Raw genomic sequence first — 15,191 nt, 5'->3', positions numbered from 1 at the left:
TCACAGCCCTCCCGAGGAGAGGCCGGACATGACGTCGTGGAAGGCGGCCGCGAACCGCTCGTTCTCCTCGCGGACCCCCGCGGTCACCCGGATGGCGTTCGGGATGCCGAAGGACCGCAACGGGCGGACGATCACGCCCTGCTTCTCCATGAGCCCGGCCACCACCTTACCGTCCACGGGGAGGCTCACCATGACGAAATTCCCCACGCTCCGCTGGAAGGCGTACCCGTGCGACGCCAGGAAACCGTGCAGGAAGTCCAGCCCCTCGTGGTTGACCTTCCGGGACCGCTCCACGAACGCGTCGTCGTCCAGGGCCGCCGTGGCGGCGTCCTGGCCGAGGGCGTTGGCGTTGAAAGGCAGCTTGACCCGGTTGAGGATGTCCACCACCGAGGGGTCCCCGATCCCGTAGCCCACCCGGATTCCCGCCAAGCCGTAAATCTTGGAGAAGGAGTGCAGGACCAGGAGGTTGGGGTGGCGCGGGAGGAAGTCGAGGCCCCGGGGGTAGTCCGGCTCGGTGATGTACTCGTTGTAGGCCTCGTCCAGCACCACCAGGGCGTCGTCCGGCACGACGGCCAGAAACTTCGCCAGCGCGTCGCGGGAGAAGTAGGTCCCGGTGGGGTTGTTGGGGTTCGCCAGGAAAATGACCCGGGTCGCGGGCCCGATGCGCGCGGCCAGGGCGTCGAGGTCGTAGGCGAGACCCGCCATGGGGGCGCTGACGGTGGGGATCCCCAGGTACGCGCCGCAAAGGTAGTACAGGACGAAGCTCTTCTCCGAGGTCAGCACCTCGTCCCCGGGCTTGAGGAAGGCCCGCCCCACGTTGACGATGATCTCCGACGAGCCGTTGCCGAGACAGATCATGGCCGGCTCGACCCCGAACTTGTCGCTGATCCGCTTCTTCAGGTAGAACCCGCTGTCCTCGGGGTAGTAGTGCAGTTCCTCCACGTTGTGCTTGATGACCTCCACGGCCTTCGGGGAGGGCCCGAGGGGGTTCTCGTTGGAAGCCAGCTTGATGACGCACTCCAGGCCCTGCTCCCGCTGGACCTCGGCGATGGGCTTTCCGGGCTGGTAGGGCTGAATCCTCAGGATGTGCGACGGGACGTGGTCGATGATCATGGTTCCTCCCCGCGGGGTTGTGTTCGAAGGTGCAGGGTCCGCTCCCGGCCCCCGTCCGTCAGGGGGCGTCCGCGACGGTCCCCCGGCTGCCGGTGAAGGCCGCCAGTTCGCGCTGCAGGCTGCGGGCGGCCTCCTCGATCTGGTCCGTCACGTTCTTGAACTCCGCCGCGGAGTCCCGGGTCTGGAGAATGCCCTCCGCCAGCCGGTCCATGGCCTGGCTGATCTGCCCGGCGCTCTGGGACTGGATCTGCATCCCCTGGTTGACCACTTCGAAGCGGGGGACCAGGGAGCCGGTCTGGTCGATGACGCCGCCCAGGCGGTCGATGATGACGCCGATCTTGGCGGAGGCCTCGGTGGTCTGGCCCGTGAAGCGGCCCACCTCGGCGACGCCCTCGGTGACGGCCTCGTGCATCTCGGTGATCATCGCCTCGATGTCCATGGCGGCGACGGACGTCTGGTCGGCCAGGCGCCGGATCTCCCGGGCGACCACCGAGAACCCCCGCCCCGACTCGCCGGCCTTCTCGGCTTCGATGGCGGCGTTGAGGGAGAGGAGGTTCGTCCGGTTGGCCACCAGGGTGATGGCGGAGACGATGTCGGTGATGCCCGCCGTCCGCCGGCGGATGACGTCGAGCTTGGCGGAGATCTCCAGGGCGGCCGCCAGGAGCCGCTGCACGGTGCTGTCGATGTCGCGGAGGTCCTCGCGGCCGCTCCCCGTCAACCGGGAGGCCTCGGAGGACAGCGCCGTCACCTCGGTCATGGTCCCCGCGAGGTCCTGGGTGGTGGACGAAATCTGCCGGCTGGTGGTCGAGACCTCGGTGGTGGAAGCGGCCTGCTCCGCCACGGCGGCCTCGAGTTCCCGGGCGGATGCCGCAATGCGGGCGGCGGCGGCCGAAACCTGGGCCCCCGACCGGGCCGCCTGCGCCAGGAGGGAGTCGAGCCCCGTGATCATGGAGTGGAACGCCTGGAAGAGCCGGCACGCCTCGTCGCCGCCGGCGACCGCCCCGGGGCCGCCGCTCCGCGCCCCGCCGTGGGCCGCGAGGATTTCCCGGGCCTTGCCGAGGTCACCGGACGCGATGTGGGCCGCGATCCGCGTGACGGCCTCCAGCGGGCGCGTGATCCCCCGGGAGATCCGGAGCACGAACCAGACGGCGAGGGCGAGGGCAAGGAAGGAGAGCAGGAGCGCGGTCGCCCGCCGCCACCCGTGCACCGAGATCCGCGCCTCGAGCATGTTGTGCAGTTCGGCGCCCGCCGCGCGCCAGAAGCTCGTCCCCGACGCGATGGCGGCCCGGGCGGTTTCCCTCGCCCGCTGGGCCATGGCGGCGTCGGCGGACGGGTGGAGCAGGGCGGGGACGGAACTCACGAAGGACCGGGCCTTGATCTCGAAGTCCCCCAGCATGGTGAACAGCTCGCCCTGGAGCGTCACGGAAACGCCGTAGTAGTTCCGGTCTTCCCGGATGGCCCCCTCGAGGTCGGTCCGGATCCTCGGGAGGTCGGCCTCCTGGATCACCACGGCGGGGGCGAGCAGGGTCCGGGCCATCTCGGTGAGCACCCCGGCGCCGGTGCCCTGCCCCGGCAGACGTCCGTAGACGGTGTAGAGCCGGGCGATGAGGTTCGGCATGCCCAGGTGGACGGCGTCCATGAGGTAGCAGGTGTCGAGGTCGGGGTCCGTGAAGAGGTGGCTGACCCCGATGGCCCGTGTCGTCAGCTTTTCGAGGCTGCCGAGCAGTTGGCAGGACAGCCGCTCCACCTCGGCGAAGTTGCCCGCGAGCCGTGCCCGACGGATCGACGCCCACAGCCCTCGCACCGTGTCGGGCGAGAGGTAGCCCATGCCCGCTTTCTCCAGGTCGGGGGCGGTGATCTGGAGTTCCCCGCCATAACGGCCCCAGCCGGCGAAAAAGGCGGCCAAGGCCTTCTCCGTGTCTTGTTCGACCTGGTGCAGGGGCACTTCCGACGCGGCGTCGCCGGGACGGGCCATCCCGGCCAGCCGGAGGTTCTCGGAAACCAGCCCCAGCAGGTCGTAGGCATAGCGGCAGAACCGGTTCCCCACGATCTCGGACCGGGCCAGCTCGATGTTCCGGTTGTACGCGCCCACGACGAAGTAGAGCAGGACGGCGATGGGCAGGGAAAACGCCAGGGAACTCAGCAGCAGCTTCTGGGAGATCCGCAGGCGGTTCAGGAACCTTCCCGTCATGGGCACCTCACTCCCCGGAGGGTCGTTCGACGACCCGGAAGTGGGAGATCTCCGCGAGGAGTTCCTTCACCGCGTCGTCGAGATGCTCGGCGACGCGCTTGAACTCGGAGAGGGCCTGGCGGGTCTGTTCCGCGGTCAGTGACAGCTGGTCCATGGACTCGCTGATCTGTCGGGCGCTCTCGGACTGGGCATCCATCCCCCCGGTCACCGAAAGGAACCGCGGCTCCAGCGTCCGGACCTCGTCGATGATCCGCTCGAGCCGATGCCCGATGGCCCCCACCTCCGAGACCCCGCGGCGGACCTCGTCGGCGAACTTGTCCATCTCCATGACGCCCGACGAAACCGAGGACTGCATCTCCCGGACCATGTTCTCGATGTCCTGGGTGGCCGCCGCGGTCCGGTCCGCCAGCCGGCTGACCTCCCGGGCCACCACCGAGAACCCCCGGCCGTACTCCCCGGCCTTTTCCGCCTCGATGGCCGCGTTCAGGGAAAGGAGGGTCGTCTGGTCGGAGATCTTGTTGATGGCCGTCACCACGTTGGAGATCCGGTTGGCCCGGTCGTTGATGACCGACAGGCGGGTCGAGATGGCCTCGGTGGCCTTGACCAGCCGACCCATCGCCGCCCCCATCCGGGCGATCTCCCCCTGGCCCGTCTGGGCGAGCCCGGCGGTTTCCCTCACGGTCTCCGACACCTCCCCCACTGTCTGGACCAGTTCCTGGGACCGCTGGCTGATCTCCCGGCTGGACGCGGTCACCTGGCGGGTGGAAGCGGCCTGCTCGGCCACCGTGGCCTCCAGCTGCCTTGCCGAGGCGGCGATCTGGGTGGTCGAGGCCGTGGCGGCCATGCTGGCGGCCTGCACCTGCCCGATGAGCCCCGCCAGGTTGTCGGCCATGGCCCGGAAGGCGCCGGTCAGCTGGCTGATCTCGTCCCTGGAGCCCCTGGCCCCCCTCTCCCCCGGTGTCTCCGGCATCGCGGACAGGCCGTTTCGGGCTTCCAGGATGTCGCCCCGGGCCACGTGCTGGGCCAGGCCCGTGACGAGCCCGAGGGGGCGGGCGATCCGGTTGCCCAGCAGGATCGCCGTGCCGGCCGCCAGCACCAGGAGGACGAAGCCCGCCAGGGTCAGGTTCACCAGCAGGTTCGACAGGTGATCGTCGACGGCCAGACGGGCGATGAAGTAGTCGTCCTCGTACGTCCCCACCCCGATGACCCAGTCGAAGGGCTCGAAGTAGATGACGGCGGCGATCTTCGCCCGGGGCGCCTTGTCCTCGGGGTTCTCCCAGAGGTAGCGGAAGTGGCTGATCTCGCCCCGGGCGCTCTTCTCGGCCGTCTCCACCATCTCCCGGATCAGGAAGCGCCCGGAGGGGTCCCGGAAGTCGAGGAGGTTCTCCCCGTCCCGTTTCCGGTCCTTGGAGATGAGGTAGACGCCCCGGCGCTCCTTGCGCATGCCCAGCACGAACACGTAGCCGGTGCTGCCGACCCGGATCTCCCGGATGGTGCGGATGAGGAGGTCCATGGCTTCCGCCTTCATCCCCGTCCCGACCATCCCGATCACGCGCCCCTCCGCGTCCAGGAGGGGATCGTAGGCGGTGACGGAGGACTGGCCCCAGTAGTTGACCATGCCGCGGTAGGGCTGGGCGGCCAGGATGCTCTGGATCACCGGGTTGGGCTGGTTGTCCTTCTCGACGGCGGAGATGAACGTCCCGGTGGATCGCCGGTTGTCCTTGGCCTTGAGGTGGCTGGCGACCCGGAGCATGTCCCCGCGCTCGTTCATGCGCTGGAAGAGGGTGGTGTCCAGCCCCGTGAGGAGGAAAATCTCGTCCACCACCGGCGAGGGCGTCCCGAAATCGGTGTTCTGGCCCAGCCAGACGCCCCCGACCAGCATCCGGGGGAGCTCGACCCGCTCGGTCCTGCCGGTGTCCTGGTCCGCCGCCTCCCAGACCACCGTCTCCTTCGCCAGCGAGACGGCGCCGTGCTTGTCGAGGATGTGGTGGATGGCCCCCATCGACTGGGAGAGGTATCGCTGCGTCGTGTCCCGGGTGATGCCGCACATGGCGTAGACGTCCCGTGCGATCTGTTCGATGTTCTTCCGCGCGAGATCGTAAAGGTCGGCGTCGATCTTCTCCGACACCTTCCCCTTGCCCCAGGTCAGCAGGAGCTGGAGGCAGAGCACGGGGAGGATGGCGGAGGCCACCGCCAGGAGGATGATCTTGCGCCGAAGGGTGATGGTCAAGGGTCGTTCCTTTTGGTGATCCGAACGCGGTTCCGCTCGCCGTCGCGGGACCACTCCAGGGCATCCGTGACCCGGCGGGCGAGATAGACCCCCAGGCCGCCGATCGGCCGGTCCTCGACCGCCTGGTCCAGGTCGGGCTCGGGAATCTCGAGGATGTCGCAGGGCGGCCCCCAGTCGCAGATCTCCACCACGACCCCCTCGCCCCCGGGCGGGCGCCCGAGCCTCAGGAGGATGTCGCCGCCCGCATCCCGGTAAGCGTGGTGGATCACGTTGACCACGATCTCCTCGCACGCCAGCTGCAGGTGCCGGACGGCTTCCTCGCGCAGGCCCGCCGCCGATGCGCGCGCGTGCACCCAGTCCAGGATCACGGGGAGACGGTCCATGGATGCCGGCACTTTCAGTTCATCGTCCACCTTCACCACCACGCTTCGCGAAGTCGTCACTCCTGGACGGGGAAGCTCATCTCCACGATGACGCCCGGTGCGTCGTCGCGGTTGCGGATCCCGCACGAACCCCGGGCCTCCCAGACGACGGAGGCCACCAGGGGAAGCCCGAGGCCCATCCCCTCCACCATGGCATTCCCGTATCTCTCCCCCTGGTAGTTGGGCACGAGCGCGCGGTTGAGCTGGGAGGGGGCGAGGTGGGAACCGTTGTCCCGCACCTGGATCGTGACCCAGTTGGGGACGGTGCTCGAGACGACGACGTCCACGTGCGGTTCGTTGTGGGGGTGGAACTTGTGGGAGTTCTCGAAGAGTTCGCGCAGGACCCACCCCAGGCCGCGGTCGGAGATGGAGAGGATCAGGGGCTTGAGGTCCTCGGGGATCTCCTCGACGCTCACGTCCACGTTCATCTCCTCGGCGACGGCCCGGACGGTCTCCGCGAGACCGCCGAGGGTCACTTTCTCCCCGAACCGGGACAGCGTGGGGACGCGGAGGAACTGAAGGATGTCGGAGACCTCCGAGTTCAGCTTCTCCGCGGCGTTGCGCGTGGACATGGCCAGTTGCTCGATCTCCTCCGGGGCGAGGTTGCGGCCCTCGTCGGCGAGGAGGCCGACGTTCCCCAGGAGGCTGCTGAGCGGCGTCTTGATCTTGAAGGAGATCCGGGAGTAGAAGGTCCACATCTCACGCTGGGAGGACATCTGGCTGCTCACGTTCTGCAGGCGGAACAGGCGCTCGCCGGGGACCGCCGACGAGCTGTCGAAGGGGGTCACCTCCAGCCAGAGGGCGGTGGACGTCTGGGAGGCCGGCCGGATCAGGAACAGGGGCGTTTCGGGGATGGGGACCCTGCCGTCGAGCACGCCCTTCCACGACGTCTCGGGCTGGAGGACGTGGTGGGCGCGGAGCCCCTCCTCGAAGTAGCCGAAACCGCCGATGGACAGGTCCTCCTTCAGGCCCAGGTACAGCCGTGCGGCGGGGTTCGCGTAGTTGATCACCCCCCGGTCCGTGACGGTCAGGTACCCGTCCCCGGACCGCTCGATGACCCACTCGAACTTGGCCCGCTCCAGGTGGAGACGGCGGTACCGGTTCAGGCGCGTGATGGTCCGGACGCGGGCCCGGAGTTCCGCCCCGTCGAAGGGCTTGGAGATGAAGTCGTCGGCGCCGGCCTCGATCCCCTCCAGGCGCGACTCCGAGTCGTCGAGGGCGGTGATCATGATGATGGGCACCTCACCCATCCGGCTGTCCTGGCGCACTTTCCGGCAAACCTCGAAGCCGTTCATGTCCGGCATCATCACGTCGAGAAGGATGAGGTCCGGCGTGACCCGGGCGGTCTCCTCGAGCGCCTCCCGGCCGTTGCAGGCGAAGAAGAGGTCGTACAGGGGGGAGAAGAGGAGTTCCTCGAGGGTCTCCCTCCCCGCGCGGGTATCGTCCACGATCAGGATCTTGCTTTTGAGCATGGGTCTCTCCCTACTGGAATCATGGCAAACTCGCGCGTCCGCCCCCGGCCGGCGCCGCCGGGCCCGGGGGCGGCGGACGCGCTCAGGAACGGCCGCCTTCCCGCTGCTGGGCGTACCCTTCGATGATACGGAGCAGGTCTCTCAATTTGACGGGCTTGCTCAGGTACTGGTTGACCCCGGCCTTCAGGCAGCGCTCCCGGTCCCCCGTCATCGCCAGGGACGTCACGGCGATGATGGGGATGTCCGAGGTCGTGGGGCTCTTCCGGAGGCGCCGCGTGGTCTCGAGCCCGTCGAGAACGGGAAGGTGGACATCCATCAGGATGAGGTCCGGTTTGTCCTCGGTCGCCGCCTTGATGATCTCGAGCCCGTTCCGGGCCAGGACGACCTTGCACCCCTTGTCGGACAGGTAATCCGCCAGGGTCTGGATGTTGGCTTCGTTGTCCTCGCCCAGCACGATGGAGACCGGTCGGGCGAGGGCCTTGAGGTCGATGGTCTTCAGTTCCTCCGGAATGGACGTGAGCGTGTCCTCCGCGTAATCCGGGAGCGACGGCTCCGGCCGGGGTTCGGGGGCGGGCGCTTCGGCGGGCCTCGTCTCCCGCGCCCCGGGGGATTCGTCCACCGCGCTCTGGGTCTTCGCCTTCTGCCAGGGCAGGGCCACCCGGAAGCGGCTCCCCTTCCCCACGTCGCTCTCCACCTCGACCGTCCCGCCGTGGATTTCCACCAGGCTGGCGACCAGCGCCAGCCCGAGCCCCGTCCCCTCGTAGCGGCGGGAGAGGCTGCTGTCCACCTGGACGAAGGGCTTGAAGAGGTCCCCCAGGTGCTCCCGCGGGATGCCGATCCCGGTGTCCCACACCGTCAGGACGACCCGGTCGCGGTTTTCGTTGAGGCTGACGTTCAGCCCGATGGAGCCCCCCTCCGGGGTGAACTTCACGGCGTTGGTGAGGAGGTTGACGAGGATCTGCTTCAGCCGGCGGTCGTCCGCGGTGATGGTCATGACCTGGCCGTCCATCTCGAAGTCCACGGAGATGTGCTTCTTGGCGGCTGCCTGCCGGATGATCCGCAGGCTCGCCTGGCAGACCGCCTCCGTCAGGATGGGCTGCGGGTTGAATTCCATTTTCCCGGCCTCGATCTTGGAGAGGTCCAGGATGTCGTTGATGAGCGAGAGGAGGTGCCGCCCGCTCTCCTCGATGGTGCGCAGCGAGTGGAGCTGCCGCTCGTTGAGGGGGCCCCGCGTCTGCTCCTGGAGGGCCTCCGCCAGGCCGAGGATGGCGTTGAGGGGCGTCCGCAGCTCGTGGCTCATGTTGGCGAGGAACTGGTCCTTCATCCGGGAGGCGCGGGCCAGCTCCACGTTGGCGGTGCTGAGTTCCGCGGTCCGTTCCGCGACGCGGCGGGCAAGGAGGGCCCGCTCCTCCCGCAGGGCTTCCACGGCCTTCTCGCGCTCGAGGGCGTTGATGAAGATGTCCCCGGCCATCCGGAGGAAGGCGATGTCCTCGGCCATCCAGTCCCGCCGCTCGGAGGAGAACTCGAACGTCAGGATCCCGACGCACCGCTCCTGGTAGATCATGGGGACGGCGATCAGGGACTCCGTCTCCTCGTCGGGGAAACCCTGGTCGCCGAGCACGGCCTCCTCGGGAAGGTCGTTCATCGTCCGCAGGAAGATGTGGTTTTCCATTCGCAGACCGTCCAGCCACCAGGCGGCCTCCTCCGCCGAGAACTCGACGGGGTCCCCGGGATCCTGCCGGCCGGCCGACCAGCAGTGGGTCCGCATCAGGCTGTTGCCGTCCGGGGAGGACTGGAAGATCTGGCAGATGTGCGCGCGGGTGAACTGGCCCAGGATCTCGAGGGACCGGTTGATCTCCATGTCCATGTAGTCCAGGGTCAGGTTCATGAAGCGGCTGGAAATCCCGATCACCAGGCGCTCCATCTCCATCCGGTGCTTGAGGGCGGCCTCCACCCGCTTGCGTTCCGTGATGTCCTCGAAGATGTGCAGCCGGCCGAAGTAGTTGAAGCGCTCGTCCCGGATCTGCCCCGAGAAGTGCCGAAGGGTCCTCCCGTCGGTGGTGAGAAACTCCTCGTCCACCACGGTGCGGTTGTTCTCGCTCTGGAGCGGCTCCCAGGATTTCCGGAACCCGTCCGCCTCGACGAGGGCGGGGAAGCAGAGCTCCATGACCTCCCGGTTGGCGACCTCGCTCCGCTTCATCTGGCCGGTCATGTGCTCGATCTTCCAGATGTCCACGAAGCGACGGTTGAAGTAGAGGATGGCGTCGGTCCGGTTGTCGACGACGTAGAACGCCAGAGGGGAGGCGGAGGTCATGGCCCGGAGGAGGGCTTCCTTCCAGCGGATCTCCTCCTCGACGCGCCGGCGCTCCGTGATGTCGCGGGCGACCCCCAGCAGCGCGGTCTCACCCTGGTACTCCACCGTCCGGAGGTGGATCTCCACCGGGAAGACCGACCCGTCCTTCCGCAGGAAGTTCGACTCGAAGATGGCCCGCCCCGACTTCACCGTGGCGTCCATCATCTCCTGGAAGGCCCCTTCGCTCTCGGAGGGGATGAAGTTCGAGACGGTCATGCCCAGCAGGTCGTGACGCTGGTGACGGAGCTGGTCCACGGCGGTCCGGTTGACGTTCCGCAGGCGCCCCTCGGGGTCGAGGATCAGCACCGCGTCGTTGATGCCGTCGAAGAGGTCCCGGTAACTCTCCTCGGACCGTTTCAGGCGGTCGAACAGCAGCGCGACCTCCATGGTGGCGGCGGCGGGGGACGCCAGCGCCACGAGCATCTTCAGGTCCTCGGCCGAGTAGCTGTAGGGAACGCGGCTGAAAGCGATGATGCAGCCGAACACGCGGTCCTTGATCTTCAGCGGCGCCAGCATGAGCGAGCTGACGAGGCCCCGGAACGCCTCGAGCCGGGAGTCGGCGCCGATCTCGTTGACGATCTCCGCCTTCTCCCAGACCAGGTTCGCCAGCGAGGCCAACCGGTCATCCCGGGAGAGGGCGTCTTCCTGGCCGGAGGGGAGGAAACGCTCCACCACCCCGGACGCCTCGTCCCGAATGGTCACGAAGACCACGTCCGCGAAGATGAGGTGGCGGGACTCCTCGATGACCAGCTTGGCGACTTCCCGGGGGTCGAGGCAGGTGCCGACCTTCTCCGAGAAGTCGTAGAGCATGGTGACTTCCTTGTACTTCTCGAGGACGTGCTGGGCGATGGACTTGGCCTGGGCGTCCACTTCCAGGATGTAGTTCAGGAGCGAGGCCAGGTGCACGGCGTCGCCGTCGCCCTGGATGTGCCCGATGGCCTCCCCGTTGTAGGTCAGCGGAAAGCGCTCTCCCGCCCCCGGCTCCTTCCCCAGGATGGAACTCCCGTCCGGGTCGAAAATGGTGACGGGCTCACCCGAGCGCTCGATGAAGGTCCGCAGAACGGGATGGACCTCCTTCCGCGTGACCATTTTTTTCAAGAGACTTTTTTTCATGAGTTGGCCGGTTCCTGAAAGTGTTTGCTACATCATACCCTAACGTCTCCGAGCGGTCAACTGTTTGATTGAAAAATGTCCTCCACGAAAATATCCCACCGGAACGCCTCGTTCGGCGGATCCTGCATCCAACCTTTCGCCCCCCGCCGACGGGGCGCCGCCCCCCGGCCGGCCGGCGCCGTTGAACCGGCCCCGGTTCCGTGATACACTGGAGTCGCCCGGGGGGGCAAGAGGAGGAAACCATGCCGCGACACGTCATCCGCACCGCCGCGCTCCTGCTGCTGGGCGCCCTGTCCGGGGCCGGGTCCCTCCGGGCGTCCGGCGACTTCAAGTGCACCTTCCCCGACGTGGAGAACATCGGGAAACGCGAGATCAACGGGAGGATCTACCTGATCTTTCCCAACTTCATCTCCTTTGACAAGGAGATCCAGCTCGGGGCCGAGATCGCCGCGCAGATGGACCAGAGCATCAAGTTCATCAAGGACCCGGAGATCCAGGAGTACCTCGAATCCCTGGTCAAGACCCTCGTACGGCACAGCGACGCCAAGGTGCCCTTCCGGGTCCGGCTGGTGGACAGCGACGAGGTGAACGCCTTCGCCCTCCCCGGCGGGTTCCTCTACGTCAACAAGGGCCTCATCCAGTCCACCCAGACCGAGGACGAGCTGGTGGGGGTCCTCTGCCACGAGATCGCCCACGTGGCGGCGCGCCACGCCACCGAGATGATGTCCAAGATGCAGATCCTCAACTACGCCTCCATCCCGACGATCTTCATCGGGGGGGCCGCGGGCATGATCATTCAAAACAGCCTCGGGCTGGCGCTCGACCTCAAGCTGCTCGGGGTCTCCCGCGGGTCGGAGAAGGAGGCGGACGTCCTGGGCGCCCAGTACGCCTGGAACGCCGGCTACGACCCCGAGGGGTTCGTCACCTTCTTCGAGAAGATGCTGGCCCAGGAGAAGAAACAACCCGGCAAGCTGGCCTCCTGGTTCCGGACCCACCCCACGACGCCGGACCGCCTGACCCTGATCCGGCAGATCATCGCGAAGTGCCTGCCCGCCAAGGAGCGCTACGTCACCACCTCCTCCGTCTACGACACGGCCAAGAACCGGCTGAACCTCTTTGACAACGTCGCCCTCTCCGACAAGAAGGCGAAGAAGGGGCCCGGGAAGGACGGCAACAAACCGACCCTCAAGCGCCGGACCGACACCGAGACGGAGGACGACACCCAGCAGGAACGGCAGGACAAACAGGAGAAAGAGGAAAAGTCATCGAAGAAGGGCAAGGAGAAGGAAGAGGACAAGCCCGTCCTCAAACGCTCGGACGACTGAAAAAATCAGCCTTCCCCGTTCGTGTGGTTCGTGTGGTTCGTGGTTAATTCCCGGAGGTTGAACCCCGGAATCAGGCCAGCGCCTTCTCGACCGTCTCCACCACCGTGAACACGCGGTCGAGCTTGGAACTCTTCAGCACCTTGCCCAGTTGGGGCGGGACGGCGGCCAGGACGAGACTTTTGCCTTTCTTCTTGGATTCCAGGTAGAGCCGGACAATCTCCCCGAGACCCGAGCTGTCCATGTAATCCACGCCGGAGAGGTCGACGACGACCTTCGGGCGCTCGGTTTTCAGGGCCTCCTGGATGTCCGCCTGGAGCTCGGGGAGCTTCCCCCCCAGGCAAATCCGCCCCGAGGGCTTCAGCAGGAGACAGGATTTTTCGGCGAGGTCTTGGATCATCGCGTTTCCTCCACGGCAAGAGTTATTCTACGCAACGGCAGGGGGGAATGCATCAAAAAAAAATCCCGGGCATCATCTCCCCCCGCCCGCGCCCCCGTCACCCGACCGGGATCCGCAAAATTCCCGGTTCTTCGCTCTTGATGCGCCCCCGTTCTTCTGGTATAAGACCCCTTCTAACCTTCCACCAGGAGACATGATCCCTATGTCCCAAGCATGCAACACGGAAGCCCCGGGCGTCACCTTCGACCTGGAACCGCTGCGGGCCATCCTGGCCAAGTACGGCCGCGAGAAGGGCACCCTGATCCCGATCCTCCAGGAAACCCAGGACACCTACGGCTACCTGCCCGCCTTCGCCATGGAGCAGGTCGCCGAGGCGACCCGCACGCCCCTGGCGCAGATCTACGGCGTGGCCACCTTCTACGCCCAGTTCCGGCTGACACCGGTCGGAAAGAACCTCGTCCGGGTCTGCCACGGGACGGCCTGCCACGTGGCAGGCGCCGAGCGCATCACCGACACGCTGCGGAACCTCCTCGGCATCGAGCCGGGGCAGACCACGGCCGACGGGGTCTTCACCCTGGAGACGGTGGCGTGCCTGGGTTGCTGCTCGCTGGCCCCCGTGATCATGATCGGGGACGAGACCTTCGGGCGCCTGGACGACAAGGCCGTCCGCAAAATCATCGCCACGTACCGGGCCCAGGACGGCAAGACCGCCGAAGCCCGCGAGTCCTGAGGGAGGTGCACCGTGACATCCGAGACCATCGCAACCCGGACTGAACGCCCCAAGCTCGTGGTGGGGCTGGGGACCTGCGGGATCGCCGCCGGCGGCCGGAAGGTCTACGACCGGCTCAGGGACGAGGTCAGCCGGCGCGCCCTGGACGTGGAGATCGACGAAACCGGCTGCGTGGGCATGTGCTTCCGCGAAGTGCTCCTGGAAGTCCGTGAACCGGGCGGGGGGACCTTCCTGTACGGCGACGTGACCCCCGACCGGGTGAACCGCATCCTCGACGAGCACGTCCAGGACGGCCGGGTCGTCTCCGAGTGGCTGGTGCGGAGCGACCGCGGCGCCTGCGCCGACGACGCCTTCTTCGCCAAGCAGAAGCGCATCGTGCTCCGGAACTGCGGCATCATCAACCCGGACTCCATCGAGGAGTACCTGGCCAACGAGGGTTACCAGGGGTTCGAGAAGGCCCTCAAGTCCATGACGCCCGAACAGGTGATCGAGGAGATCATCCAGTCGGGCCTGCGGGGGCGCGGGGGCGCCGGTTTCCCCACGGGGCTCAAGTGGCGGTTCGCCAGCCAGAGCCGGGCCGCGGACAAGTACGTGGTCTGCAACGGCGACGAGGGCGACCCCGGGGCGTTCATGGACCGGAGCGTCCTGGAGGGCGACCCCCACAGTGTCCTGGAGGGCATGCTCATCGCGGGATACGCCCAGGGGGCCAACCACGGCTACATCTACGTCCGCGCCGAGTACCCCCTGGCGGTCCGGCGCCTCAAACGGGCCATCCGGCAGGCGGAGGAACGGGGCTTCCTCGGCCGGGGCATCCTGGGGACGAATTTCAACTTCGAGATCCGGATCAAGGAAGGCGCCGGCGCCTTCGTCTGCGGCGAGGAGACCGCCCTGATCGCCTCCATCGAGGGCCAGCGCGGCATGCCGCGGCTGCGCCCCCCCTTCCCCACCACCGCCGGGCTCTTCGGCTGCCCCACCGCCATCAACAACGTGGAGACCTTCGGCAACATTTCGTGGATCATCCTCAAGGGGGCCGACGCCTTCGCACAGATGGGGGTCGGCCGGAGCCGGGGCACCAAGGTGTTCGCCCTGGCGGGGAAGATCGTCCGGGGCGGGCTCATCGAGGTCCCCATGGGGCTTTCCCTGCGGGAGGTCATCTACGAGGTGGGGGGCGGCATCAAGGAAGGCCGCGCCTTCAAGGCCGTCCAGATGGGCGGGCCGTCCGGGGGCTGCATCCCGGCCCACCTCATCGACACGCCCGTGGACTACGAGTCGGTGACCAAGACCGGCGCCATCATGGGCTCGGGCGGCATGGTGGTCATGGACGAGCGGACCTGCATGGTGGACGTGGCCCGTTTCTTCCTGAATTTCACCCAGAAGGAATCCTGCGGCAAGTGCACCTTCTGCCGCATCGGCACCAAGCGGATGCTGGAGATCCTGGAGCGCATCTGCCGCGGCGAGGGAAAGGAGGAGGACATCCCCACCCTGGTGGACCTGTCCGAGAAGATCCGCAAGGGCTCGCTCTGCGGCCTGGGCCAGACGGCCCCCAACCCGGTCCTCACCACCATCCAGTATTTCCGCCACGAGTACGAGGCCCACATCCGGGACCGCAAGTGCCCCGCCCACTCGTGCAAGCGCCTTCTGACCTACACCATCGTCCCCGAAAAGTGCACGGGCTGCACGGCCTGCGCCCGGGCCTGCCCCGTCAAGGCCATCTCCGGGGAACGCAAGCAGGTTCATGCCCTCGACCAGGGCCTGTGCATCAAGTGCGGCGAGTGCTTCAACCGTTGCAACTTCGGCGCCATCGACGTCGATTGAGCGGCCGCCCGGAACACCCGTCGCCCCGTC

The 15,191-nt window shown here is 67.3% G+C and carries 10 protein-coding genes; 3 read left to right on the top strand and 7 right to left on the bottom strand.

Annotated features, from left to right (window positions below):
- The 6 genes from KA419_09500 to KA419_09475 all read right to left on the bottom strand — a co-directional run bounded on the left by KA419_09500 (nt 1) and on the right by KA419_09475 (nt 10,894).
- The gene (locus tag KA419_09500; protein ID MBP7866172.1) at nt 1-1,113 is read right to left on the bottom strand and encodes a histidinol-phosphate transaminase; all 1,113 of its coding nucleotides are present in this window, start codon (nt 1,111-1,113) and stop codon (nt 1-3) included.
- Nucleotides 1,114-1,171: 58 nt separating this feature from the next.
- Nucleotides 1,172-3,304 carry a methyl-accepting chemotaxis protein gene (locus tag KA419_09495; protein MBP7866171.1) on the bottom strand — a complete coding sequence of 711 codons (2,133 nt, stop codon included), beginning with the start codon at nt 3,302-3,304 and terminating at the stop codon, nt 1,172-1,174.
- Between the two features lie 7 nt (nt 3,305-3,311).
- Nucleotides 3,312-5,534, bottom strand: coding sequence for a methyl-accepting chemotaxis protein (locus tag KA419_09490; GenBank protein ID MBP7866170.1), 2,223 nt, complete (start codon nt 5,532-5,534; stop codon nt 3,312-3,314).
- Entirely contained in the window at nt 5,531-5,977 is a 447-nt protein-coding gene (locus KA419_09485) for an ATP-binding protein (GenBank protein MBP7866169.1), read from the bottom strand. The genes KA419_09490 and KA419_09485 overlap by 4 nt, the downstream gene beginning before the upstream one ends.
- Complete coding sequence (locus KA419_09480; protein ID MBP7866168.1) at nt 5,974-7,428, bottom strand: response regulator; 1,455 nt, start codon at nt 7,426-7,428, stop codon at nt 5,974-5,976. The genes KA419_09485 and KA419_09480 overlap by 4 nt, the downstream gene beginning before the upstream one ends.
- 82 nt (nt 7,429-7,510) lie before the next feature.
- Nucleotides 7,511-10,894, bottom strand: a complete 3,384-nt coding sequence (locus tag KA419_09475) for a PAS domain S-box protein (protein MBP7866167.1) — start codon at nt 10,892-10,894, stop codon at nt 7,511-7,513.
- 242 nt (nt 10,895-11,136) lie between these two features.
- Here KA419_09475 and KA419_09470 point away from each other — a divergent pair, with 242 nt between their 5' ends.
- Nucleotides 11,137-12,219: a M48 family metalloprotease gene (locus KA419_09470; GenBank protein ID MBP7866166.1), complete on the top strand. Its 1,083-nt coding sequence runs from the start codon at nt 11,137-11,139 to the stop codon at nt 12,217-12,219.
- Nucleotides 12,220-12,289: 70 nt separating this feature from the next.
- On the opposite strand, the gene KA419_09465 is transcribed toward KA419_09470, so the two are convergent.
- Nucleotides 12,290-12,616: an STAS domain-containing protein gene (locus tag KA419_09465; GenBank protein MBP7866165.1), complete on the bottom strand. Its 327-nt coding sequence runs from the start codon at nt 12,614-12,616 to the stop codon at nt 12,290-12,292.
- Nucleotides 12,617-12,818: 202 nt separating this feature from the next.
- Between KA419_09465 and nuoE the strand changes: the two genes are divergently transcribed.
- On the top strand, nt 12,819-13,346 hold the full coding sequence (nuoE, locus tag KA419_09460; protein MBP7866164.1) for an NADH-quinone oxidoreductase subunit NuoE: 528 nt from the start codon (nt 12,819-12,821) through the stop codon (nt 13,344-13,346).
- A 27-nt stretch (nt 13,347-13,373) separates the two neighbouring features.
- Nucleotides 13,374-15,161: an NADH-quinone oxidoreductase subunit NuoF gene (gene nuoF / locus KA419_09455; protein ID MBP7866163.1), complete on the top strand. Its 1,788-nt coding sequence runs from the start codon at nt 13,374-13,376 to the stop codon at nt 15,159-15,161.
- Nucleotides 15,162-15,191: the final 30 nt, after the last annotated feature.

It is taken from the genome of Acidobacteriota bacterium, assembly GCA_018001935.1.
Taxonomy (GTDB): domain Bacteria; phylum Acidobacteriota; class JAAYUB01; order JAAYUB01; family JAAYUB01; genus JAGNHB01.
Note: the sequence above shows the minus strand (reverse complement) of the source record. Positions and strands in the feature narration are given on the sequence as shown.

Coding starts and splice junctions, on each gene's coding strand:
- KA419_09500 (MBP7866172.1), bottom strand. CDS start 1,113: ATGATCATCGACCACGTCCCGTCGCACATCCTGAGGATTCAGCCCTAC.
- KA419_09495 (MBP7866171.1), bottom strand. CDS start 3,304: ATGACGGGAAGGTTCCTGAACCGCCTGCGGATCTCCCAGAAGCTGCTG.
- KA419_09480 (MBP7866168.1), bottom strand. CDS start 7,428: ATGCTCAAAAGCAAGATCCTGATCGTGGACGATACCCGCGCGGGGAGG.
- KA419_09475 (MBP7866167.1), bottom strand. CDS start 10,894: ATGAAAAAAAGTCTCTTGAAAAAAATGGTCACGCGGAAGGAGGTCCAT.
- KA419_09470 (MBP7866166.1), top strand. CDS start 11,137: ATGCCGCGACACGTCATCCGCACCGCCGCGCTCCTGCTGCTGGGCGCC.
- KA419_09465 (MBP7866165.1), bottom strand. CDS start 12,616: ATGATCCAAGACCTCGCCGAAAAATCCTGTCTCCTGCTGAAGCCCTCG.
- nuoE (MBP7866164.1), top strand. CDS start 12,819: ATGTCCCAAGCATGCAACACGGAAGCCCCGGGCGTCACCTTCGACCTG.